The sequence below is a fragment of the Croceicoccus marinus genome (assembly GCF_001661675.2).
Taxonomy (GTDB): Bacteria; Pseudomonadota; Alphaproteobacteria; order Sphingomonadales; family Sphingomonadaceae; genus Croceicoccus; species Croceicoccus marinus.
In genome coordinates this window covers 304778-328043 of sequence record NZ_CP019602.1, presented here as the reverse complement: position 1 = coordinate 328043, position 23266 = coordinate 304778, and the positions used below count along the sequence as shown (strand labels likewise).

At 62.8% G+C, this 23266-nt stretch carries 20 protein-coding genes and 2 pseudogenes; 12 read left to right on the top strand and 10 right to left on the bottom strand.

The annotated features are described in order from the left end of the window. Positions 1-191: 191 nt before the first annotated feature. From xylA to A9D14_RS01615, 3 genes are read right to left on the bottom strand one after another with little or no spacing between them, the layout of a single operon-like run. Complete coding sequence (xylA, locus tag A9D14_RS01625) at positions 192-1514, bottom strand: xylose isomerase (protein ID WP_066842386.1); 1323 nt, start codon at positions 1512-1514, stop codon at positions 192-194. Beyond that, positions 1514-2965 (bottom strand): xylulokinase, encoded by a 1452-nt coding sequence (gene xylB, locus A9D14_RS01620; protein WP_066842377.1) that lies wholly within the window; start codon positions 2963-2965, stop codon positions 1514-1516. The genes xylA and xylB overlap by 1 nt, the downstream gene beginning before the upstream one ends. After that, positions 2965-4002: a glycoside hydrolase family 43 protein gene (locus tag A9D14_RS01615; RefSeq protein WP_066847883.1), complete on the bottom strand. Its 1038-nt coding sequence runs from the start codon at positions 4000-4002 to the stop codon at positions 2965-2967. Before A9D14_RS01615 ends, xylB begins: the two co-directional genes overlap by 1 nt. A gap of 329 nt (positions 4003-4331) precedes the next feature. On the opposite strand from A9D14_RS01615, the gene A9D14_RS01610 reads away from it, so the two are divergent. The 5 genes from A9D14_RS01610 (at position 4332) to A9D14_RS01590 (ending at position 12712) form a co-directional block, all read left to right on the top strand. After that, positions 4332-5960, top strand: coding sequence for an alpha-N-arabinofuranosidase (locus tag A9D14_RS01610; protein WP_083987964.1), 1629 nt, complete (start codon positions 4332-4334; stop codon positions 5958-5960). Between the two features lie 60 nt (positions 5961-6020). Continuing rightward, a complete protein-coding gene (locus tag A9D14_RS01605; RefSeq protein ID WP_066842376.1) occupies positions 6021-6956 on the top strand; it encodes an alpha/beta hydrolase in 936 nt (311 codons plus the stop codon). Positions 6957-7081: 125 nt separating this feature from the next. Then, positions 7082-9601: a glycoside hydrolase family 9 protein gene (locus A9D14_RS01600; protein WP_083987526.1), complete on the top strand. Its 2520-nt coding sequence runs from the start codon at positions 7082-7084 to the stop codon at positions 9599-9601. 1363 nt (positions 9602-10964) lie between these two features. Next, positions 10965-12095 carry a diguanylate cyclase domain-containing protein gene (locus A9D14_RS01595; RefSeq protein ID WP_157668102.1) on the top strand — a complete coding sequence of 377 codons (1131 nt, stop codon included), beginning with the start codon at positions 10965-10967 and terminating at the stop codon, positions 12093-12095. Beyond that, positions 11981-12712: an EAL domain-containing protein gene (locus A9D14_RS01590; protein WP_083987524.1), complete on the top strand. Its 732-nt coding sequence runs from the start codon at positions 11981-11983 to the stop codon at positions 12710-12712. The genes A9D14_RS01595 and A9D14_RS01590 overlap by 115 nt, the downstream gene beginning before the upstream one ends. Positions 12713-13112: 400 nt before the next feature. On the opposite strand, the pseudogene A9D14_RS01585 reads toward A9D14_RS01590, so the two are convergent. After that, positions 13113-13350, bottom strand: a pseudogene (locus A9D14_RS01585) (transposase domain-containing protein); the annotation flags it as partial. A 306-nt stretch (positions 13351-13656) separates the two neighbouring features. On the opposite strand from A9D14_RS01585, the gene A9D14_RS01575 reads away from it, so the two are divergent. Together A9D14_RS01575 and A9D14_RS01570 are read left to right on the top strand one after the other, a co-directional pair. Then, the gene (locus A9D14_RS01575) at positions 13657-13836 is read left to right on the top strand and encodes a hypothetical protein (RefSeq protein WP_066847877.1); all 180 of its coding nucleotides are present in this window, start codon (positions 13657-13659) and stop codon (positions 13834-13836) included. Further along, on the top strand, positions 13823-15895 hold the full coding sequence (locus tag A9D14_RS01570) for a recombinase family protein (RefSeq protein WP_066842370.1): 2073 nt from the start codon (positions 13823-13825) through the stop codon (positions 15893-15895). The genes A9D14_RS01575 and A9D14_RS01570 overlap by 14 nt, the downstream gene beginning before the upstream one ends. A 36-nt stretch (positions 15896-15931) precedes the next feature. On the opposite strand, the pseudogene tnpC (A9D14_RS20555) reads toward A9D14_RS01570, so the two are convergent. Beyond that, positions 15932-16529 (bottom strand): annotated as a pseudogene (tnpC, locus tag A9D14_RS20555) (IS66 family transposase); the annotation flags it as partial. Positions 16530-16897: 368 nt separating this feature from the next. Between tnpC (A9D14_RS20555) and A9D14_RS01555 the strand changes: the two are divergent. The 3 genes from A9D14_RS01555 (at position 16898) to A9D14_RS01545 (ending at position 18782) form a co-directional block, all read left to right on the top strand. Further along, entirely contained in the window at positions 16898-17632 is a 735-nt protein-coding gene (locus tag A9D14_RS01555) for a topoisomerase DNA-binding C4 zinc finger domain-containing protein (RefSeq protein WP_157668101.1), read from the top strand. A gap of 201 nt (positions 17633-17833) precedes the next feature. Then, complete coding sequence (locus A9D14_RS01550; RefSeq protein ID WP_066842364.1) at positions 17834-18097, top strand: hypothetical protein; 264 nt, start codon at positions 17834-17836, stop codon at positions 18095-18097. Positions 18098-18230: 133 nt separating this feature from the next. After that, positions 18231-18782, top strand: coding sequence for a nucleotidyl transferase AbiEii/AbiGii toxin family protein (locus A9D14_RS01545; RefSeq protein WP_232468700.1), 552 nt, complete (start codon positions 18231-18233; stop codon positions 18780-18782). 204 nt (positions 18783-18986) lie between these two features. On the opposite strand, the gene A9D14_RS01540 is transcribed toward A9D14_RS01545, so the two are convergent. The 5 genes from A9D14_RS01540 to A9D14_RS01520 all read right to left on the bottom strand — a co-directional run bounded on the left by A9D14_RS01540 (position 18987) and on the right by A9D14_RS01520 (position 22133). Then, the gene (locus tag A9D14_RS01540) at positions 18987-19208 is read right to left on the bottom strand and encodes a hypothetical protein (RefSeq protein WP_198302033.1); all 222 of its coding nucleotides are present in this window, start codon (positions 19206-19208) and stop codon (positions 18987-18989) included. Further along, the gene (tnpC, locus tag A9D14_RS01535) at positions 19205-20848 is read right to left on the bottom strand and encodes an IS66 family transposase (protein ID WP_066842363.1); all 1644 of its coding nucleotides are present in this window, start codon (positions 20846-20848) and stop codon (positions 19205-19207) included. Before tnpC (A9D14_RS01535) ends, A9D14_RS01540 begins: the two co-directional genes overlap by 4 nt. A 73-nt stretch (positions 20849-20921) precedes the next feature. Then, a complete protein-coding gene (tnpB, locus tag A9D14_RS01530) occupies positions 20922-21263 on the bottom strand; it encodes an IS66 family insertion sequence element accessory protein TnpB (RefSeq protein WP_062068002.1) in 342 nt (113 codons plus the stop codon). Continuing rightward, the gene (gene tnpA, locus A9D14_RS01525; RefSeq protein ID WP_066842361.1) at positions 21260-21625 is read right to left on the bottom strand and encodes an IS66-like element accessory protein TnpA; all 366 of its coding nucleotides are present in this window, start codon (positions 21623-21625) and stop codon (positions 21260-21262) included. The genes tnpB and tnpA overlap by 4 nt, the downstream gene beginning before the upstream one ends. A gap of 70 nt (positions 21626-21695) precedes the next feature. Beyond that, positions 21696-22133, bottom strand: coding sequence for a hypothetical protein (locus A9D14_RS01520; RefSeq protein WP_232468699.1), 438 nt, complete (start codon positions 22131-22133; stop codon positions 21696-21698). A gap of 347 nt (positions 22134-22480) precedes the next feature. Between A9D14_RS01520 and A9D14_RS01515 the strand changes: the two genes are divergently transcribed. Next, the gene (locus A9D14_RS01515) at positions 22481-22672 is read left to right on the top strand and encodes a helix-turn-helix transcriptional regulator (RefSeq protein WP_087910441.1); all 192 of its coding nucleotides are present in this window, start codon (positions 22481-22483) and stop codon (positions 22670-22672) included. A gap of 42 nt (positions 22673-22714) precedes the next feature. Next, a complete protein-coding gene (locus A9D14_RS01510) occupies positions 22715-23230 on the top strand; it encodes a hypothetical protein (RefSeq protein WP_066842359.1) in 516 nt (171 codons plus the stop codon). Positions 23231-23266 lie beyond the last annotated feature (36 nt).

Here is a 23266-nt window from a genome sequence, read left to right as displayed (position 1 = left end):
ACCCCTTCACAGGGACACATCGAAAGGGGGGCAGGCGCGACCTGCCCCCCTTTTTTTATGGTTGGACCCTGTCCCGCGCCCGGCTGCGGGCCTTCCCGGTCCGAGCCCCCCAAACGCAGCGGCCCCGCCACCCTTGCGGATGACGGGGCCGCCGTTCCGAACGCCGCCCAAACCGGCGGCCGGAAAAAGCCTCAGACGAAGCGGTTGATCAGGTTCTCCAGACGCTCCTGGCGGCCCGAGCGGTGCCTGGGCGACAGGTTCTGCTGCACCGCCATGTCGGCGATGTCGGCCAGGCTGGTGCCGTCCGCATGGATCTTGCTGCCCAGCCCGGCGTCCCAGCCGGCATAGCGATCCTTGCGGAACGCATCGAGACGGCCGTCCTCGATGATGCGTTCGGCATTCAGCAGCGCGTGCGCCAGCACGTCGACGCCGCCGATGTGGCCATGCAGCAGGTCCACCGCGTCGCTCGACTGGCGGCGCACCTTGGCGTCGAAGTTGAAGCCGCCGTTGGTGAAGCCGCCGGCACGGATGATCTCGATCATCGCCAGCGTCATCTCCTCGACCGAGTTCGGAAACTGGTCGGTGTCCCAGCCATTCTGGTGGTCGCCGCGATTGGCGTCGATCGAACCGAAGATGCCCAGCGCATTGGCCATGGCGATCTCGTGCTCGAACGTATGGCCCGACAGCGTGGCATGGTTCGCCTCGATATTGACGCAGACCTCGTTCTCGAGCCCATAGCGCTTGAGGAAGCCGTACACGGTCGCCGTGTCGAAATCATACTGGTGCTTGGTCGGCTCGTGCGGCTTGGGCTCGATCAGGATCGTGCCGGTGAAGCCGATCTTGTGCTTGTGCTCGACCGCCAGGCTGAGGAAGCGGCCGAAATTGTCCATCTCGCGCTTCAGGTCGGTGTTGAGCAGCGTCTCGTAACCCTCGCGGCCGCCCCACAGCACATAGTTGCTGCCGCCCAGGCGGTGCGTCGCTTCCATGGCAGAGCGGACCTGCAGCGCGGCCCATGCATAGATCTCGGGATCCGGGCTGGTCGCCGCGCCCGCCGCATAGCGCGGGTCGGAGAACAGATTGGCGGTGCCCCACAGCAGCTTGCGGCCGGTTTCGCCCTGCAGCTGTTCCAGATGGTCGACCGCGGTGGCGAAATTGCGCTGGTATTCGGCGACATTGCTGGCCGCTTCCATCACGTCGACATCGTGGAAGCAATAGAACGGCAGGTCCAGCTTGCGCACGAAGTCGAGCGCGGTGGCGCGCTTCATCGCGGCGGCTTCGGTGCTGTCGGGGTGCGACAGCCACGGGCGGTCGAACGTGCCCGCGCCGAACACGTCGGAACCGGGCCAGCAGAACGTGTGCCACATGCAGACGGCGAAGCGCAGATGCTCTTCCATCGTCTTGCCCATGACGGTGCGGTTCTTGTCGTAATAGCGATACGCAAGCTCGTTTTCCGCGTCGCGCCCTTCATAGGCGATGACCGGAAATTCGGCGAAATAATCGGAAGCGGTGGACATCAGAGACCTCTCTTGGGGGTTATGCGGGGATAGGCGTCGCGGAAGGCATGCTTGCGCGGCGCGAGTTGATCGACAAGCGCCGGTTCGGGATCGATCCGGTGCGATACGGGCGGCGGTGTGCAGACATCGGCGGGCGTGCCGCCGTCGACCGCAAGCTGGGCAAGGCGCGCGGCGCCGAGCGCGGGCCCGACCTCCCCGCCCTTGAGGTAGACGAGCGGAACCTCGAACGCGGCGGCGATGATGCGGCCCCAGTAACCGGACCGCGCGCCACCGCCGATCACCGACAGGCTCTCGACCCTGGTGCCCGCATCGCGCAGCGCGTCCAGCCCGTCGGCCAGCGCAAAGGCGACGCCTTCCAGCACGGCCTGCGCCAGACGGCCCGGATCGGTATCGTTGTCGAGGCCGAGGAACGCGCCGCGCACGCGCGCGTCGTTATGCGGCGTCCGCTCCCCCGACAGATAGGGCAGGAAGATCTCCGATCCCGTGCCGGGCCCGGTTTCCTCGGCCCGCGCGAACAGGTCGGCGGCGCCTGCCGCGCCCGTCAGCCGCGCGACCCAGTCGATGCAGGATGCTGCCGACAGATGCACGCTCATCTGGTGCCACATGCCGGGCAGGCAGTGGCAGAACGCATGGACCGCACGCGCCGGATTGGGCCGGAATTCATCGGTCGCGACGAATATCACGCCCGACGTTCCCAGCGACAGCAGCGCATCGCCGTCGGACACGACACCCACGCCCACCGCGCCCGCGGCATTGTCGCCGCCGCCCGCGACGACCGGCACGACCGGCATGCCCCAAAGCTCCGCGATCTCGCCGCGCAGCGATCCGGTGATTTCATTGCCCTCGTACAGGCGCGGCATCGCGCTTTCGCCAAGGCCGGTGGCCGACAGCACCTCGTCGCTCCAGCGGCGCTGCGCGACATCGACCCACAGCGTGCCGGCCGCATCCGACAGGTCGGACGCCTTGTCCCCCGTCATGCGCAGGCGGACATAGTCCTTGGGCAGCAGCACGGTCTCGACCTGCTCGAAGATCGCGGGCTCGTGCTTGCGGACCCAGACCAGCTTGGGCGCGGTAAAGCCGGGCATGGCGATATTGCCGGTGATGCGGCGAAGCTCGGGCACCTGCGCCTCAAGCTCCTCGCACTCCGCGTCGGAGCGGCCGTCGTTCCACAGGATCGCGGGCCGCAGCGGGCGGTCGTCCGCCCCCAGCAGCGTCGCGCCGTGCATCTGGCCGGCGATGCCGATGCCGCGCACCGCGCGCCGCACGGCAGGATCGATCGCCTGCACCGCGGCGGTGGTCGCGCGCCACCACGCCTCGGGGTCCTGCTCCGACCACAGGGGCTGCGGCCGCTGCACCGAAAGCGCAGCGGTGCCCTGCCCGGCGACCGCGCCGGTTTCATCCAGCGCGACCGCCTTGACGCCCGACGTTCCGATATCGATTCCCAGGAACATCAGTTGGTGAACGGGCTGATGGTCGGAATGGTGCCGTCCGGATTGAACGTGAGTTCGGTCATCTTGACGTTGCGCAGGTGGTTCTTCCCGCTCAGCTGCGTGTCATGATACAAAAGATACCACTTGCCGTTCCACTCGACGATCGAATGGTGGGAAGTCCAGCCCTGCACCGGCTCGAGGATGTGACCCTTGTAGGTGAACGGGCCATAGGGCGAATCGCCGATCGCATAATTCAGGTAATGCGTGTCGCCGGTCGAGTAGGTGAAGTAGTACTTCCCGTCCCGCTTGAAGACCCAGGCCGCCTCGAAGAAGCGGCGGTCGTGGTCGCCGCCCAGCACCGGATTGCCCGCCTCGTCCACGATCAGCGCGTCGCGCACGGGTTCGGCAAAGCTCTTCATGTCGGGGCTGAGCCGCGCGACCTTGCCCGAAATCGCGGGCTGGTCGTCCTGCATCAGGTCGGTGTCCGACCCCTGCGGATCATAGACGCCGTTGTTCCAGCGCTGCAGCTGGCCGCCCCAGATGCCGCCGAAATACATGTAGCTGGTGCCGTCGTCGTCGGTGAACACCGACGGGTCGATCGAGAAGCTTCCCTCGATATAGTTCGGCTCGGGCACGAACGGCCCCATCGGGCTCTTCGAGGTGGCCACCCCGATGCGGAAGGCGCCGACGCCGTTCTTGTCCTTTGTCTTGTCGCGCGCGGGGAAGTACAGGTAATAGGTCCCGTCCTTGTAGGCCGCATCGGGCGCCCACATCTGCTGCGATGCCCAGGGCACGTCCTTGACGTCCAGCGCCACCGGCCCGACCGTCACCGGCCCGCCCGGACGGTCCATGCGCAGGATGCGATAGTCGCGCATCGCGTACTGGTTGCCCAGGTCGTCGTCGGGAATGCCCGCATCGATGTCGTGGCTGGCATAGATATACAGCTTGCCGTCGAACACGTGGCCCGAAGGATCGGCGGTATAGATCTCGCTCGTCAGCGGCTGCGAGAGATAGCTGCGGCCGTCGGGCGATACCGCATCGCCGCCCGCTGCCGCCATCGTGTCGACTTCCGCCTGATTCTGGCACGCGCCCAGCGCCAGTCCAAGCGCTGCCAGTGAAACCAGTCCGATCCGCATCCTCTATCTCCTCAATCAGCCTCTGAACGAGCCGCGCCCCGGGTGATAGCGCTACCACGCGTCGGGGCCAAGCATTCATAACGGGTTTTTCGCGTTTTGGGGCTTTCGTCCCGTTCCGGTTCGACACACAGGTGTTCCGTCTTGACCAGCCGGATTGCACCTCTATTACTCCTACAAGTAGCAATTTGACAATGCAGTCGATCAGGTCGCCGGAAACAGGCGGCATTATGGAGAGTCCTATCGTGAAAGCCATGCCAGCGGCATCCACCCAGACCCGTGAATCATCCATCCGCAAGCGCGCCCTGCCGGGGCTTTCGCTCGCCCTGGCGCTGGCAGCCGCCCCGCTGCCGGCGCAGGCGCAAGCCCAGGCGCAAGCACAGCCCCGCGCCGCTGGCGAGGGCGCGGTGGTGACGGTGGAGGCTGACCAGCCGGGCGCGCAGGTGCATCCCGACGTGTTCGGCCAGTTCATGGAGCATCTGGGCACCGGCATCTATGGCGGCGTCTGGGTGGGCGAGGATTCGCCCATCCCCAACGACGGCGGCTATCGCACCGACGTGCTGCAGGCACTGAAGGACATCAACGTGCCCATGGTGCGCTGGCCCGGCGGCTGCTTCGCCGACGAATATCACTGGCGCGACGGCATCGGCCCGCGTGAGGACCGCCCGGTCAAGATCAACACCAACTGGGGCGGCGTGAACGAGGACAACAGCTTCGGCACGCACGAGTTCATGGGCTTTGCCCAGCGGCTGGGCGCGCGCACCTATGTCTCGGTCAATCTCGGCAGCGGGACCCCCGCCGAAGCCTCGCAGTGGGTCGAGTACATGACCGCGCCCGCGGGCACCACCGCGCTGGCGCGCGAGCGTGCGGCCAACGGGCACGAGGATGCCTGGACGGTCGATTACCTGGGCATCGGCAACGAGCTGTGGGGCTGCGGCGGCAACATGCGCGCCGAATATGCCGCGGACCTGACCAATCGCTTCGTCACCTTCACCAAGCCCGGCACGGGCGAGATGCTCAAGATCGCCAGCGGCCCGTCGGATTCCAACTATGAGTGGACCGAGACGATGATGAAGATCTCGGGCAAGCTGATCGACGGGCTGGCGCTGCATTTCTATACCCGCCCGCGCGACGCGACCTGGGAGGACAAGGGCCCCGCGCTGGGCTTCCCCGAAAGCGAATGGGCATCCACGCTCGACCACACGATGGAGATGGACGAGTTCATCACCCGCCATTCCGCGATCATGGACAAGTACGATCCCGAACAGCGCGTGATGCTGGCGGTCGACGAATGGGGCACCTGGTACGATCCCGCGCCGGGCACCAATCCGGGCTTCCTGCAGCAGCAGAACAGCCTGCGCGACGCGATGGTCGCCGCGCTCAACATCAACATTTTCACCAAGCATGCCGAGCGGGTGAAGATGGCCGCCATCGCGCAGATGGTGAACGTGCTGCAGGCGATGCTGCTGACCGACGGTCCGCGCATGGTGAAGACGCCGACCTATCACGTGTTCGACATGTACGAACCGTGGCAGGGCGCGACCGCCCTTCCGGTGGACGTCGCCGCGCCGATGTATGAAAAGGACGACGTGTCGATCCCGGCGGTCAGCGTGTCGGCGGTGCGCGGCACCGACGGGCAGGTGCATCTGGCGCTGGTCAATGTCGACCCGAACAACGCCCATCCGGTGACCATCGCGCTCGACGGCGTGAACCCCGCCGGCGCCACGGGCCGTATCCTGACCGCCCGCGCGATGGACGCGCACAACGACTTCGAAAACCCCGAAGTCGTCACCCCCACCGCCTTCACCGGCGCAAGGGTATCGCGCGGAACCGTTACCGCCACGCTCCCCGCAAAGTCCATCGTCGTCCTGCAATTGCGGTAACGAAAACGTGCCGGGAATGGCGACAGGCCGTTCCCGGCACCGCAAGGTGAGAGGATACGCATGAAGACCAGAACCATGCTCATGGCCGCGCTGGCCCTGACGGCGACCGCCTTCCCGGCCATGGCGCAGGATGCCGCGCCGCAGGACGACCGGATGGCCCCGATCGCCATCCCCGCGCAGCCGGATGCGATCGACCTGGACACTCCGCCCCTGCCCGGCGCCACGGCGCCGGAAAGCTGGCACCGGCAATATGGCAGCCGCTTCGCCCGCAACGTGACCGAAGCGACGCTGACCCCGTTCCTCCCCGATCCCGCCAAGGCGACCGGCGCGGCGGTGGTGGTCGCGCCCGGCGGCGGCTTTCGCACGCTGTCGATGGATAACGAGGGGTGGGACGTCGCCCGCGCTCTGGCCGACCGCGGCGTCGCCGCCTTCGTGCTGAAATACCGGCTGAACCAGACCCCTGCCGACATGCCGGGGTTCGAGCGATCGATGCGCGAGATGTTCGGCCCCGGCGCCCGTCCGCCCAGCCCCGAAGTGGAGGAGACGGTCAAGGCGATCGCGCCCCAGATCGCCGACGCCCGCGCCGCCTTTGCCCTGATCCGCGAGCGGGCGGGCGAATGGAACGTCGATCCCGACCGTATCGGCATGCTGGGCTTTTCGGCGGGCGCCATGCTGACGATGGCGACCGAACTGCGCGGCGAGGAAGCGAACCCCGCGTTCCTGGGCAATATCTATGGCCCGATCACCGACTTCCCGGTTCCCGCCGATGCGCCGCCGCTGTTCGTGGCGCTGGCCGCCGACGATCCGTTCTTCGCCAATGCCGGCTTCGGCCTGATCGAAAGCTGGAAGGAAGCGGGCCGCCCGGTCGAGTTCCATTTCTACGAACAGGGCGGCCACGGCTTCGGCATGTATCCCAAGGCGACCACCAGCACCGGCTGGTTCGACGCCTTCGCCGACTGGCTGACGATGCACGGCTATATCGAAACCGCAGGCTGATCCGCCGCGCGCGCCGTCCCTCCGGCGCGCGCGGCCTGCGGGGGCGACAAGCCGGACCACTTGCGCTTCGAAAATGGTAGCGCTACCACAACGATAACAACGCGATAGACAATCGGGAGAGAATCATGGACTGGAAACGCATGTTGCTCGGCTCGGCGGCATTGGCCGCCCTGGCAGGCGGCCCCGCGGCTGCGCAGGACGCCGAAACGCTGGACCTGTCGGAAAGCGAATATTTCGAAGCGCCGGGCGCCAACGTGCTCGTCTTCTCCAACTGGTACGACGGGCTGTTCGCCGATTCCAAGATCAGCGGCGTCGAACTGATCCAGCAGGGCGAGCGCATCGCCACCAACGGCGACGTGCGCCTGTCCGCCACCCCCGGGCAATGGGACCCGATCGGCCGCATGGTCGACCGCAAGGTCGATGTCGCCAATGGCCGGGTCGAGGTCACGCTCGAATATCCGCAATACGACTTCCGCTACCGCATCGTCGCGCAGGAAGCGGGCGAGGCGGTGAAGCTGACCGTGCTGCTCGACGAACCGCTGCCGCAGGCGCTGGCGGGCAAGGCGGGGCTCAACCTCGAATTCCTGCCCTCGGCCTATTTCCGGCAGAGCTATTTCGCCGACGGCAAGCCGGGCGCCTTCCCCCGCTATCCCGCCGCGAACATGGTCGCGGGCGGCGAACGCAATGCCGCCAGCGGGCGCGACATCGGCCCCGGCGCCGAACCCCTGCCGATGGCGACGGGCCGCACGCTGGTGCTGGCACCGAACGATCCGGCGCGCCGCGTGACGATCCAGTCCGCGGGCGGCGATCTGGCGCTCTATGACGGGCGCAACCAGGCGCAGAACGGCTGGTTCGTCGTGCGCGGCCTGCTGCCCGCGGGCCAGACCGGTGCCGTCGCCGAATGGACGCTGACCCCCAACGCCGTCCCCGGCTGGACGCGCGAACCGGTGATCGGCCATTCGCAGCTGGGCTATGTGCCGCAGCAGGAAAAGCGCGCGGTGATCGAAATGGATGCCAGCGACACCCCGGCAGGCGAAGTGCGCCTGCTGCGCATCGACCCGCAAGGCAACGAGACCGTCGCGGCATCGGGCGCGCCGCAGCCATGGGGCGATTACCTGCGCTACGGCTATGCGACCTTCGACTTTTCGCAGGTGCGCGAACCCGGCCTCTACACACTGGAATATCGCGACCAGCGCACCGCCCCCTTCCGCATTGCCGAGGATGTGTACGAAAACGCCTGGCACCCCGGCATGGACGTGTTCATGCCGGTGCAGATGGACCACATGCTGGTGAACGAGGCCTATCGCGTGTGGCACGGCGATCCGCACCGCGACGATGGGCGGCAGGCACCCGTCAACCACGAACATATCGACCTCTACCGGCAGGGACCGACCACCGACACGCGCTTCAAGCCGGGCGAGCATATCCCCGGCATGACCGTGGGCGGCTGGCTGGACGCGGGCGATTTCGACATCCGCACCCAGACGCAATATGCCGTGGTGCGCGAACTGGCGCATATCTGGGACCAGTTCCGGCCCGAGCGTGACCAGACGCTGGTCGATCACGACCTGCGCCGTGTCGAGATCCACGTCCCCGACGGCCACGCCGACATCCAGCAGCAGATCGCGCATGGCGTGCTCTATCTGGTGTCGATGTACGATGCGGTCGGCCATGCGGTGCACGGGGTGGTGGAACCCGATGTCGCGCAATACACCCATCTGGGCGACGCGGCGTCAAAGACCGACGGGCTGATCTATGACGGATCGCTGGAATTCGGCGAGCGGACGCCGACCCACAGCGGCACGCCCGACGACCGCTGGATCTTCACCACCCGCGCCAGCGCGCTCGATTACGGCACCGCCGCCGCGCTGGCGGCCGCCTCGCGTTCGCTCAAGGGTTTCGACGACGCGCTGGCCGCCAAGGCGCTGCGCATCGCCGAGGAAACCTGGCAGGAGGTACAGTCCCGCCCGCCCTTCACATACAGCCACGGCAACACCACCGGCGGATGGCTGCCGGGCGAGGAGTTCACCGCCGCCGCCGAGCTGCTGAACACCACCGGCAAGCCACAATACGCAAAGCGCGTGGCAGAGCTGTGGCCCGAAGTGTCCGAGCAGGCGCCGCAATATATCCGCACCGCGCTGAGCGTCCTGCCCAGGATGCCCGCTGCCTTCCGCAGCGAAGTCGAAAAGGCGGCGCGCGAGATCGTGTCTGCAAAGGAGCCGTTCACCGGCCCCAACCCCTATGGCGTGCCGATCACCACCGGCGGTTGGGCGGGCAATGGCGCGATCATGCAGAGCGGGCTGACCGACTACGCGATCCACAAGGCGTTTCCCGAGCTGTCCGACGGATCGGGCGTGTACCGCGCGCTGGACTATATCCACGGCACGCATCCCGCCTCGAACCTGTCGTTCGTATCGGGGGTGGGCGCACAGTCGAAAGAGGTCGCCTATGGCAGCAACCGGGCCGACTTCTCGTTCATCCCTGGCGGGGTCGTTCCCGGCGTGCTGGTGATCAAACCCGACTATCCCGAAAACCAGGAGAACTGGCCGTTCTTCTGGGGCCAGAACGAATATGTGGTGAACATGACCCCCAGCTATGTTGCGCTGGTCCAGTCCGCCATCGACCTGAACCGGAACACCCGCTGACCCCGCGAAAGGCAACGCATCGCCCGCTTGAAAGCGGGCGATGCCGCCATGCGACAAAGCGCTGGTTCTTGAGAAATGGTGCCCAGTAACGGCTCGCGTCCTGATATAATCGAACACCAGGGCCGCTCGAGATGGATAGCCCGGATCACTTTCATTGGATCGAGCGGACCCGTTCGCTGGTCCCGCAATGCTCCTTGCGTGCGGCGGGATCGATCCGACACGAATTCCGCTGATCGGTGAAAATCAGGGCGGGGTTGTCGCGCCCGCTCCAGAGCTATTCGATCCGGATATTCGTGGAACTGTGACGCTGGCGGGCCAAGCTCTGCCAAGGGATGCGGTGCTGTTGTCGCAATTATCAAGTGCCGCGAATCGCTTAGATCTAGAGTCTCGGAAATTCGCGCTTGTAGCGCAGTTGGTCGCTATCATCCGTGATGTGGCGAACAAAGACCAGCGGCGCGACCGCATCGCACCATTCATGGGAAAGGCGCATCAAATCGGGTGTCATCCCAGAAGACAAAGCCGGGCCCGCTGCTTCTGAAGCTCGGACAGCTGTTCGAAGCGCGCCGAACCTTCCGGCCGCGCCTAGCCGCGATTGCCGGTAATCCGGATGCGTTAGTGATTAGGAATCTTGAGGGCGCTCATTCGTTTCAGTGCGGGCTGGCGAACCCTACCGAAACCGGCGCGGCAAAAGGCTTGCCTTATAGCATCCTGGAACGCGTCAGATCTTGGTGCCGCGGCTTGTGCGGCACCTTCGTCAACATTCAGGAAGCCCATCAAGGATACAGGCCAGGTCATATCGGATCTGCCGCTTTGTCGGAATGCCAGATATGAACTCGAAAGCCGAACGTCCGCTTCGGCCGCCGCTGCGCCAGGACCGGATAGTCAGCGAATGGCCTGGACATTTCCTTAGCGAATCATCGAACAGCACATAAACCTGTCGGTGCCCCGAAACTGGCAACCCGTCGGACCTGCGCCTTTCCGGATACACGTAAACCGGCTTAGACGCAGCCTTACGACTCCTTAAAGATCGCAACGGTAGGGTGGCTGACGCGGACTATGCCGCGCAGTTGAGGCACCAGAAATCGGAGCGCGCGCCATGGGGAAAGAGCACAGCGCACGAACCATCTACGCTCAATTCCTCGGATTCTGGCGCTGGCCCCCTTATTCGGACGATCCGGCGGTCATTATCGCGCAATATGCCGCGCTGAAGCGGCAGATACCGCTTCTATACGCGGTGCTCATCATTACCGCATGTGCCATCGTCCTGCTCTATCGCAATCACGCCCCCGACGCGGTTCTGACCGTCGCCAGCGGTGTGTTCATCGTGATCAGCACGGCACGGATGATCCACTGGCTGCGCCTGATGCCGGCGGCGGACGCCATCACGGTCGAAGACGCACGCAAAACGCTGAAACGCACGACGCTTGCGGTGATACCGATCGCCATCGCCTATCTAAGCTATGCGTTCTTTCTGGATCAGTTCGGCGGACCGTTCGAACAGGCGGCGATCGCGGTCTGCGTCGTATTGACCGCGATCGGCTGCATCTTCTGCCTGATCCACCTGCCGCAGGCCGCACGGCTCGTGCACCTGCTGATCATGTTGCCCTACGTGCTGTTCCACTTGTCGCAAGGAAATGCTGCCTTCGTGCTGATCGCCTTCAACGCCGCGATCGTGACGACACTGATGATCCGGGTCTCGCAAAACGTGTTCGAAGGTTTCGTCGAGCTCGTCACGTCGCAAACCCAACTGGCGTTGCAGCAGCAGGAGACGGCCAGACTGACGGCCGAGAACCGCGCCCTTGCGATGACCGATGCGCTGACCGGAATGCCGAACCGGCGCGTCTTCCTCGAACAGATGGAAGCCGCGATAGCCGAAAGCCGCGATGCGGGGGCGTCGTTCTTCGTCGGCATCGTCGACCTCGATCGCTTCAAGCCGGTCAACGACATCTACGGACACGCGGTGGGGGACCAGCTGCTGGTGGAGGTGGGCGAGAGGCTGCGTTCGCTGGACCATGAAAGCCATGTTGTCGCGCGACTTGGCGGCGACGAATTCGGCATCATCGCGCCAGGCTGCGAAGCGCAGGCGAGCGCGCTCGGCGAGACCATTTCGAAGGCGCTGGCCCGCCCCTTCGCCATCGGCGACAACGCGTTCGCGATCGGCTGTTCGATAGGCTTCACGACCTTTCCCCATGGCGGAACCAGCGCTGCCGACCTGTTCCACCATGCCGACTACGCGCTCTACAACGTCAAGTCGAACGGGCGGGGCGGCACCTGCCTGTTCAGCTACGAACTGGCGAAGCAACTGCTCACCAAGACTGAGATGGAGACGCAGCTCCAGATTGCCGATCTCGACAGCGAGCTGTCGATCCATTTCCAGCCATCATCTCGCTGTCATCCGGCGCGGTCTGCGGTTGGGAAGCGCTGGGCCGATGGGAAAGCGCAAAACTCGGCAAGATCGTGCCCGGCGAATTCATCGAGGCGGCCGAGCGGCTGAACACCATGGGCACGATTACCCTGTCGCTGTTCGACAAGCTGCTGCAGGACGTCAAACTGCTTCCTCAGCACCAGACGATATCCTTCAACCTTTCCGCGCACGATATCGTCACGTCGGCAACCGTCGATGCGCTTGTTGCAGCGATAGACAATTCCGGCCTGGCCCCAGGACGCTTTGTATTCGAGATAACGGAAACCGCGCTGATGCGCGATTTCGCCACGGCGACGCGCAACATCCACCGCTTGCGTCAGCACGGAATTTCCATCGCGCTCGACGATTTCGGCACTGGCTTTTCCAGTCTTGGCTATCTGAACCGCCTGCCGATCGACAAGATCAAGATCGACCGGTCATTCGTCCAGGATCTTGACGAGGCGGGCGGCACGAGGATCCTGCAAGCCATTCTCGAAATGTGCCGGGCGCTTGATCTGGAATGCATCATCGAAGGGATCGAAACCGAACGGCAGGGAAGCATCCTGGCCGACCTCGGATGCCAGTTCGCGCAGGGTTTCCACTATGCCTCGCCCATGACGATAAAGCAGGTGCCGGCCTGGATGCTGCGTAGAGATATGGCAGCAACACGTCCGCCGATTGCAATGCGCTCGATTGGCGCGTTGTGAGCACCGACGTATCGGGCACCATGATAAGATAAGACCAGCGGCCTATTGCCGGGACATGGGCCCATGACGCAGCTTGGGAATAGAAGCAGAGTAAGCTCACCGGTTTGCGGATTCGGAGTGTTTTCAGCCGGACGGTGAGGCGACATGCCCGCTAGTGAAGCCCCCGAACAGCAGCAGACGATCGGCAAGCGCCCAGGCTTCGCCGAACTCAGAACTGATCCAGGATGGCCGGTTTTGGGCTCTACGGTTTTCCGCGGCTCTGGCTGAAATCACGCTCAAGTACTGTCACCAGGCTGTAGGCTGAAAGAGCCGACAGCTGCAGCCCACAAGCTGTCAGTCCTCACCGATCGCCAAATCTCAGTGCGTCCGATCAGCGTAAGCGTGGCTTGGAAGCCGCCGATTATGCGGCTTCGGCGATCAGCGGTCGCAGGGGAGCTGTCCAGTTCCATGGCATGAGCTCGTCCCAGCGCGATGCCGGCCATCCGTCTGCAATTTTTGCGATGACGTCGGCGATATAGGCCTGCGGCTCGATGCCGTTGAGTTTCGCGGTTTCGATGAGGGATAGATAGCAGCGGCGCCCCCCCCCCCGCCTCGGAGCCAGCGAACAGCCAGTTCTGGCGGCCTATAGCCATCGCCCGTTCATTCTGCCCATGTCGGCGAAGAGCGGGAAGTTCACTATCCTTGGCATCCCTATTTCGGGCGGAAAGTCAGCGTACGGCGGGTAGAGGAGCGAGCGACGGGGCGCTTTCTCAAGGTCGAAGGCCCATCTGGCATCGTCGTTTCGATGCCTGGTTGGATGGTTGATCCGGTCGCCTGCTCCAAGATGAGAATCGGCCCGCCCCAAGTTGATGTTGCAGCGCTTTCCGATTTGAAGAGGCTGGTCACCGCGGTCGCTGCTTCACCAAACTCCCAACGCGATGATGGAGTCGCATTGGAGGAAGTCGATGAACAAGCACGACACGCCCGCACCGGCCTCGGGCAGACAGATGAGCCTGATCTTCGAGCCCCGGAGGGTGGACGGGATGAGCGAGGCGGAACGGACGAAGGCCGTAATCACGCTTGCTCAAATCCTGATGCAAGCCGCTGGCCTCGTCGTCGAGGAGCTCGGCGATGACCGGCACTGATTTAATCCCGGCGCAACTGCTGAAGCGCAAGGCCGTCGTCTACGTGCGACAATCGACACAATCCCAGGTCATGACCAACCTGGAAAGCCAGCGGCGGCAATACGACCTCGTCGACAGCGCACGTCAGCACGGTTTCACCGATATCGAAGTCATCGACGATGATCTCGGACGATCCGCGAGCGGAACCGTTGCGCGGCCCGGCTTTGATCGCCTGGTCGCATCATTGTGCGCGGGCAAGGTGGGTGCCGTGCTGTGCCTCGATGCGTCAAGGCTCGCGCGAAATGGTCGCGACTGGCACCATCTGCTGGAACTGTGCGGGCTCGTTGAAGCCCGTGTCATCGATCATGATGGCGTGTACAATCCTTGCCAGCCCAACGACCGCCTACTCCTGGGAATGAAGGGCAGCATCAGCGAGTTCGAGCTCGGCGTTCTCAGGACGCGAATGCTCGATGCCGCGAGGTCGAAGGCGCGCCGCGGCGAATTGCGGTTGTCTGTCCCGTTCGGCTACATCTGGCACCGCGAAGCGGGCCTGGGACTCGATCCCGACTTACGCCTTCAGGAGGTAATCCGGCTCATCTTTGCGCGCTTCCGAGAGCTGGGCAGTGCGCGTCAGGTGCTGTTGTCTATGAAGGCCGATGGAATCCACTTCCCGCGGCCTTCGGACGAAGGCCGCATGACCAGCTTCACATGGTTACCTATCCGCTATCGCAACGTCATCGCCGTCCTCAAAAACCCCTTCTATGCAGGTGTTTACGTCTACGGGAAAAGCGAAAAGCGGACTACCATTGTCGATGGGCGAGCGCGGCGAAGCTACGGGCATGGCAAGCCGGTCGGAACCTGGGAGGTGTTCATCAAGGAGCACCACGAGGGCTACGTCAGCTGGGAAGAATACGAGCGCAACCAGAAGCAGCTGGCCCTCAACAACTATGGCCGCGCTGGCGGCGTAAAGTCAGGCCGAGGCGGCAAGGCACTGCTGTCAGGGATCATGACGTGCGGACGGTGCGGGCGGCGACTGAGCGTTGCTTACACCGGTAACCCGCAAAGTCGGCCAGTCTACCGCTGTGACAAGCCGAACCTGATGATGGGCTTACCTCGATGCATGACCTTTGGCGGTCTACGAGTGGATGCAGCAGTTGCGCGCGAACTGCTGCGCGCGGTAGAACCCTTGGCGATCGAAGCCGCGTTCGAGGCGGAGCGGATGAACCGGGAACGACAAGAAGAGCAGCGCCAGATCCTCGACCTGGAACTCCAGCAGGCGCGCTACGAGGCCAGCCTAGCCGAGCGCCGCTACGCAGCTTGTGATCCCGATAATCGCCTGATAGCGGCGCAGCTGGAGAAAAACTGGGAAATCGCGCTCCGTCGCGTGCGGGACTTGAAGGCTCGCCAGCCTGCGGAAGGGCCCTCGACCATCGAGGCCGATCCAAATGCCTTCGCCAATCTGGCGGAAAACCTGTCGGCGGCCTGGAACGCTCCGGATGTGACGATGCGCGCTCGCCAGCAAATGCTACGTACAATGATCGCCGACATCGTCGTCGATGTCGATGATGCCGTGCGTGACGTCGTGCTCACGATCCATTGGCGGGGCGGCCAGCACTCGGAACTGCGGGTTCGCAAGCCGAAAGCCGGCGAGCACGGTTGTGCAACAGCGGAGGATGCGCTGGAGGTGATGCGCAGCATGGCGGGCCGTTGGTCCGACGAGCATATCGCCGCGACGCTGAATCGGATGGGCTTGCCCACCGGCCAAGGCAAAACCTGGACGGCGCACCGGGTCTACTCTGTTCGGCGCGTGCGAGGGATCGATGCCTATCGGTCTGCGGTGAAAGACGGCGAATGGCTCACCATGACTGAGGCGGCCAAAGCGCTTGGCACCTCAAGCCATACGATAAGACTTCTCATCAAAACCGGCGTGCTTCCGGCAGTGCAGGTCGTACCGCGCGCACCGCATCAAATCCGCTCCGCCGATTTGATGTCGGAAGCGGTAAAATCTGCGATGGCCCGAAAGGGTCGCCCGTGTCGCGTTGTTGACGCGGACATGCTTCCAATGTTTACAGATACTTGAATACGGAGTGCATAATGAAACACGCTTCGGAGCGCTGCGCATCGCGCGTTCGGCGATATTGTTGTCGATCTCGGCTCGTCCATCATCGACGAAGCGCGTGAGGGCAATCCAGCGCTTGCGGCCATAGGTCAGCGCCTTGGCCATTGCCGCCTTGGGCGACAGGCGGCGCAACGCATCGTCGATCGCCGAGCGTAAATCGTCGACCAATGGCCTGGCTTTCTCCTGCCGCCATTGCCGGCGGATATCGGGGGGCTGGCCGCGAACTTCGTCTTCGATCCGATAGAGTGCTCCGATCCGCTCGATCAGATCGTTGGTCAGCGGTGTCGGACTGGTCTGATGGTTCTCGAATATCTTGCGCCGAAATGCGCCCAGCAAGCCACTTCCTGAATGCGACTGCCACCATAGAGCTTGGCATATCCGGCGTACCCATCTGCTTGAAGGAGACCGGTGAATGTCTTCAGTCCGGTTTGCGGATGGGTGCCGCTGCGTGTCTGCGTGAACTAGTACCACACCAATCGTGGCCGTTTGCTCCGCTGGCCCGGTCATCGACGACATAGGCCCAAAGCCGACCTTGCGCGGTTTTGCCCTTGCCTGGCACCAGCATCGGTACGGGCGTGTCGTCGCTGTGAATTTGGATGCCTTTCCGGACATTTGCGGATTCAGCCGGAAAGAAAAATGGTGCCAGAAGAGGACTCGAACCGCTCTCAGAATGTCGCAAAACTGCGAGAATCTTGACCTTGGTTACTTAAGTGAGGCCCCCGTTGGTGCCCCCAGAATGTATTTTTACCAGAGGATTTGGGTCCCACCCTCGGAAAAACTCAATGATTTCAATAGGCGCCTATTAACGCAAAACGCGTCTGATTTCCAGCAAATTTGCATGGCCGACCAGCTCCAATGCGATGCATTTGACGCGGTGGCGACCAGCTCCGAAAATCGGATGCTAAGTGAAACGATATACATTTTCGCTACAATGCTGTTCGCGACGTTGAGGAGGATTGGCATTTGCTTATCGCACCCGAAGATCCCGGTTCCGAAACCATTCGGGTGCCTGTCCTAAAGGTCTTTGACGGCGATGGCTTCCTGACCCGTATCGACAACCCACGACGGGGAGCAAGCCTTGAAGTGACCATCAGGCTGGGGTTCATCGACGCGCCGGAGATGGAGCAGCCTGGCGGCATCGAAGCGCGTGATTTCCTTCAATCGCTCATTGGCGGAAGGCATGTCGATCTGGCCATTCTGATAAAGATGGACACTGGCGGCATTGTCGATCGCCACAAGCGGATCGTAGCCGTGCCTTACTTGCAGATGGATCAGAGCAATGGTGCCAGCAGTGCGGCTTCCCAGCTCGGACAGTTCATTCGTGGACTGACTGCACCATCTCACCGCAACATCGAATTGGAAATGATCCTCAATGGATGGGCATGGGTACTCGATCGCTATGGACCCGATGAAAGCTACTTCGAGGCGCTTGACGATGCTCAGCGAAATCGACGCGGCATCTGGGCAAATGACGACAACGTTCATCCGTGGGAATTCAAAAAGCAGCGCTACCGGACTCGTCGGGCGAAACCGAAGCCTGCTCCCCAAACGCCTCTCTTCGACGCCCCTGAGGCAGCAATCTCGTGTCCGATGGAAGGCTGCGATGGTCAGTTGGTTGAGAAGAGCGGACGTTTCGGGACTTTCCTTGGATGCTCGAATTTTCCGAGGTGCCGTCACTCACGCAATTTGAATGGATGACTGGAGTGAGCTCTAAGGGATCGCAGCGATGTCCGAGCGCGTCTGCAATCGAGGGGCTTTTATCCCGCAAAACGCGATTTTTGAAAAATGCGGGATAAATCGCGGATTGGCCCTCTGCGTTCTTCCTATGTTCGAACATTCTTGTTTTGCTAACGCATGAAGCGTATATTCTCACCCTGAGATCGATTCCGCAGGTTTAAGATGAGCAACCTAACTGCACAGGTTCTGGCAACGGTGAACGCCCCCTATGGGGCGAACCATTCCGCTCATCAACTCGCTGCGCTCATCGCTGACCCATCGAGTGTGGAAACGTGTGACGCCAGCGTCTTCGCTTTCTTCTCGGAAGTGGCACCAGCGATCCAGAAAGCCTTCATGGCTGAAATGAAGGTCAATGAGGATATGGCGAAAGCTGTCGCTGGCCAGTTTTCCAAGATGGCTGGGTACTCGCTGCCTCTGGCAGCCTGAGAAAGTGATCTCGCCTCGACAGCAGCCGAGCCAATGGCCGCTTCTATTTGATTTGGCATCCGACATCATCGCGCGAACCACCGAAGCCGTTGGCCGCGAGCCAGATTGGTCGTTCGGAGGTGGGACTGCATTGATGCTCCAGATCGATCATCGCGAGAGCCATGACATCGACCTCTTCCTTTCCGATCCCCAATTCCTCCCTTACCTCAATCCCGAGACGCAGGGGTTTGAGCTCGATCGAATGCCAGACACCTACAAAACAGACGGCGCAGGTTCCCTCAAACTGATCTTCGAGGACATTGGTGAAATCGACTTCATTTGCTGTGCCGACATTACGCCAGAGCCATCACAGGTCAGTGAGCTACGGGGGCGAACAATCCGGCAGGAAACTGCGGCAGAGATAGTTGCTAAGAAGGTCTACTATCGCGGTGCATCGATGCAGCCACGCGATATGTTCGATATCGCGGCTACCAACGAAAAGCTGGGCAAAGACTACGTGATCAATGCCCTCCGGGAATGTGGAGTTGATCGATGTACGAATGCCCTTCGAGCTGCGGAAAATATGAAGCCTGAGTTCGCTAGCTCAATCATCAAGCAACTCATGTACCGCGATCATAACGGTCACTTGGTTGACGAAGCGCAGGCGATTACAGTGCAGCTGTTGCGTGCAACGCTAGGCGCCTAGGGCTCCCCTCGCTCAGCCCCAATATCCGCCCACTCAAGAACCAGCTTGTCACCCTTGACACGGGGCAAGGCCTTGCGTGGAATGAGCTTCCCGCGAACCTCGAAGTCAGAGGTGATCTTGACCAGAAAGACCATGCTGAAGTTCCGTCTGAGGTTCAGCGTGACCCGGTCATTGCGTACCCATCCGGTGAAGGCCGCGGCAGTGCTATATATCGTGGTCGGCGATGAGTGTTGTGAGGTTTTCGACGCCGTATTCGGTAAATGCCATCGCGCCGTCCGGACGATCAAGGCTGTACACCCATATCAGCCCGTCTTCCGGGTCCATGCCCGACGCGAGTTCAGCAATAAGATCTTCTTCGACGCTTAGATGACGCGCTACGAGTGCGATCGTGCTGACCGAATGGACCTTGTTAACGTGCGCCATCAAGCTGCGATTCTGGCTCGCCCAGATTCCCAGTTCCAGGGCAGTAGTTCGTCGATCCGGTGGGCAGGATGTCCGGCGATGCGCGCGAGGACATCGGCCAGCCACGCCTGCGGATCGACATCGTTGAGCCGGGCCGTCTGGATCAGCGTGTAGAGCACGGCCGCGCGCTGTCCGCCGCGGTCGGAACCGCAGAACAGCCATGCCTTGCGGCCAAGCGGCACACAGCGCAGCGCCCGCTCGGCAGCGTTGTTCGTGATGCAGATCCGGCCATCATCGAGGAACCGGGTGAAGGCACCCCAGCGCCGGAGCATATAGTTGATGGCCTTGGCCATATCATGGCTGCGCGACAGCTTCGCGAGCTGCGCGGTGAGCCAGGCGTGCAGGCCCGCCATCAGCGGCGCGCTGCGTTCCTGCCGGAGTGCAACACGCTCGCCTGGCGTTTTGCCGTTGATGCCGCGCTCGATCTCGAACAGGGCATCGAGGCGCTGCACGGCTTCTAGCGCGATCGGGTAGATCATGCCGGTGCGTTCGCCGCGGCTTCTCCTGCGCGCGGCTCCCTCGACATCGGCCAGCTCGAAGAATTTGCGCCGTGCATGCGCGAAGCAGCCCGCCTCGATCACGGGTGCTGGCTGACGACCGGGAGCGTAAAGCTCGTTGTAGCCGCCATAGGCATCGGCCTGCAGGATCCCTGCCCAGGACGCCAGATGCTCCCGTGGATGCTCACCGCGCCGATCGCGGGAATAGTGGAACAAGGCTGCTGGCGGATCGGAGCCGGCGAAGGGCCGGTCATCGCGCACATAGACCCACAGGCGCGCCGTATCGGTCTTGCCCTTCGCCATGACCGGCACGGTCGTATCGTCGCCATGGATCCGGGCTGCATCCAGCACATGGGCTTCGATCCGCCGGTAGAGCGGCATGAGTGCGAAGGCGGCGGCACCGACCTGATCGGCCAGGGTCGAGGTGCTGAGCGCTACGCCTTCGCGGGCGAAGCGCTCGGCCTGCCGGTTGAGGGGCTGGTGCTGACCGTACTTCTCAAAAAGTAGCATGGCGAGGAAGCTGGGCCCGGCCCATCCGCGCGGCACGACATGGAACGGCGCCGGGGGCTGCGTAATCGTCTCGCAATCCCGGCAGGAGAACTTCTCACGCACCGTCCGGATCACCTTCCACTGGCGCGGGATCACTTCCAGCGTCTCGGTGATATCCTCTCCCAGCTTTGACAGACGCGCGCTGCCGCAGGACGGGCACGAACAGGGCGCGGGGATGACGACGCGTTCGCGGGGCAGATGTTCGGGGAACGGCTTGCGGCTCGGGCGCTTGCGGTCGAACGCGGCAACCTCGCTCGTCTTCGCCGGAGCGGCTTCGGCAGCGCAATCATTCTCGCAGGCATCGGCCTCGAGATCTTCGAGCTGCAATTCCAGCTGGTCGAGCAGACGTCGGCTGCGTTCGGCGCTGGCGCCATATTGCTCGCGACGCAGCCTGGCGATCTGCAGCTTGAGGTGCGCGATCAGCGCCTCGATCGCGCTCTCGCGGGCCCTGGCCTTGGCAAGGCGTGCCTCGGCATCATCGGCGCGTGAGAGCGCGGCGGCCAGCAGCGCCTTGAGCGCTTCGACGTCATCCGGCAGGGGCGATGCGGCCGTGTCCATAAGGGGCATGGAATCACAGATCGGCCTTCGGTCAAAGCCCAAAATGCGCCAGCCAACGAAGAAAATGCAGCCCCTATCCGGCGCTCTGCGGACGCCATGAATATTGCGGGTTACGCCAGTCGATCCCCTCCAGCAGGCAGGACAATTGGGCATTGGTCAGCGAGACGATGCCCTCTCTCGCCGAGGGCCAGACGAAGCGACCCTTCTCGAGCCGTTTGGCATAAAGCGACATGCCGATGCCGTCGTGCCAGATGATCTTGACCAGCGATCCCGTCCGCCCTCGGAACACGAACAGGTCGCCGCCATGTGGATCGCGCTTCAGGCCCTGCTGAACCTGCAAGGCCAACCCCTGCATGCCCTTGCGCATGTCCGTATGGCCCATCGCGATCCAGACCCTCGCGCCCGATGGGATCATCGCAGCGCCTTCAAGGTCGCCGAAACCAGTGCGGCAGGCGCATTCGACGAAATGCGCACGCACCGACCATTGCCAAGATCGACCGTGACCGCGGCACACGGATCGTGATCGGCAGGCTGCTCATCATCGGCGAGCACGGCCTGGGCGAAATTTATCTCCGGTACCGGCAAGGACGCAGCCGCCGACTGTTCGCGCAACTTGCGACGCCATGTGTAGATCAGGCTGGTCGAAACGTCGCGCCGCCGCGATACATCGGCAACGCAGGCGCCCGGCGCAAAGGCCTCGGAGAGGATCTCAATCCGCTCCTCCTCGCTCCAACGCCGACGACGCTCCGGCCCCGTCATCACCGTGATCTGACCCATGCTCCGCTCCCAAGCTCGCTCATACGAGCGCTCTTAAGACCGGTCGTTCACTCGCCGGACAAGGCGGGCCTCACCGGATGGGTACGTCATTGCTCTTGAATGGTGTGATTGTCTTGACCTCGACCAGGTCATTGCCGAGCCGTCCGTCCGATCCTTGAGCGTAGTTGCGGTGCAGCTTTATGCCGTGCGTGATCGCCCCGTAGAGCTCTCCGATATCGCCATACACCTGAAGGTGCTTGCCTGTGTGAAGGTGATAATCTTCAGCCGTGCCGATCAGGTTCTCGAATATCGAGACCAGCGACAGATCGGCATTGGGATATTTTGCCCGCCATTCCTTGTACTGGATTTGCTCGTTGATTTCGTCCCAGCTGATCCATTCGCCATCATCCCAGATGGCATTATCCGACCGAAGTTGCTGCATCCGCAAATCCGCTAACGTGTAAAGATTTTCGCGCCTTCTTTGCATGTCCGCATCAACGTGCAAAGCGAAAGCGCGTTTGCTTGTCATATCGGCTCAAGCTGCGATTCGCGCGAAAACCGGTCTCCCGTTGCACCAGAACCGTCGATTCGGACCTGCATTGGCCGAAAGCGGACACCAGCGGCAAAAATTCTTTCAGTCCCGGATTGTCCATAGCGATCCAACATCGTCCACCCGCCAATGCGGAACGGCATTTGTTCTATTTTTGTTCTTTCCTACATCATTGCGATTCGCATAGCGTTTGTCGCGTCACCGAAGCTTGGTGGCGCTGAGTTGAACATCTGATCGCACGGTCCGCAACGGCAATTTGAAGGACAACCCATCGTCGTGGGGGAACACGGCTTCGGTGACAGAACCTTGAAGCAAAGGAGTCTGTCGTGCCGAATACTGAATTACTCACCTGCCATGAGGTCATGCGCCTCACGGGCATTCGCAGCCGGACAACAATCTGGCGACGCATCCGCCGAGGTGCCTTTCCTCATCCCATCGACATTGGCGGCGGGCGTATCCGCTGGCGTTCCACCGACATCGAGGAGTGGATCGAGGCCCTCCCCCTGCGCAGCTATTGACCCCTCCTGGGCGGGCAATGGCCCGCAGAAAGCATCTCCCCCATGTCCATCCTTTCCCTTATCAACGCGGCCCTGCAGAAGCATGGCTGGCTGATCGGTCGCCTTCCGAGCGATGACGTAGAGCGCGCGGCCCAGCTCGTCGAATTGCTCGTTGAAGACAACGCCGATGGGCGCGCCCGTCGCCACACATTGCATCCCTGGCTCTGGTACGAACGCCCGGTCCGCGAGCGGTTTGAGGGGCAAGACTGTTGCCTCACTGTCGAGGGCCCGATTTACAGGAGCCGAGACGGGACCGGGTATCCGCTTGGCAGCCAGCTTCGCACCGAATTCGGGTGGCTTGACCTCACGCCAGAAGAGACCAACCTGCTCGCAGATGACGTTCGATCAGCGATCGACCTCGCACTGCTTCGCTGGTTCACACGCCCTGATATGGCGGAGCGCCAGTTGCCTTCCCGCCAGTCCCGCGAACGGTATTTCGACGACGATATCGCCCGCAATCTGATCCTGTCTGCGACGCCTCCAACGGCAAGCATGGAGCAAGACGCCCATGCCAGTTGACCGGAGAAAAGCTGGAGATGGAAGGGGCCACGATAC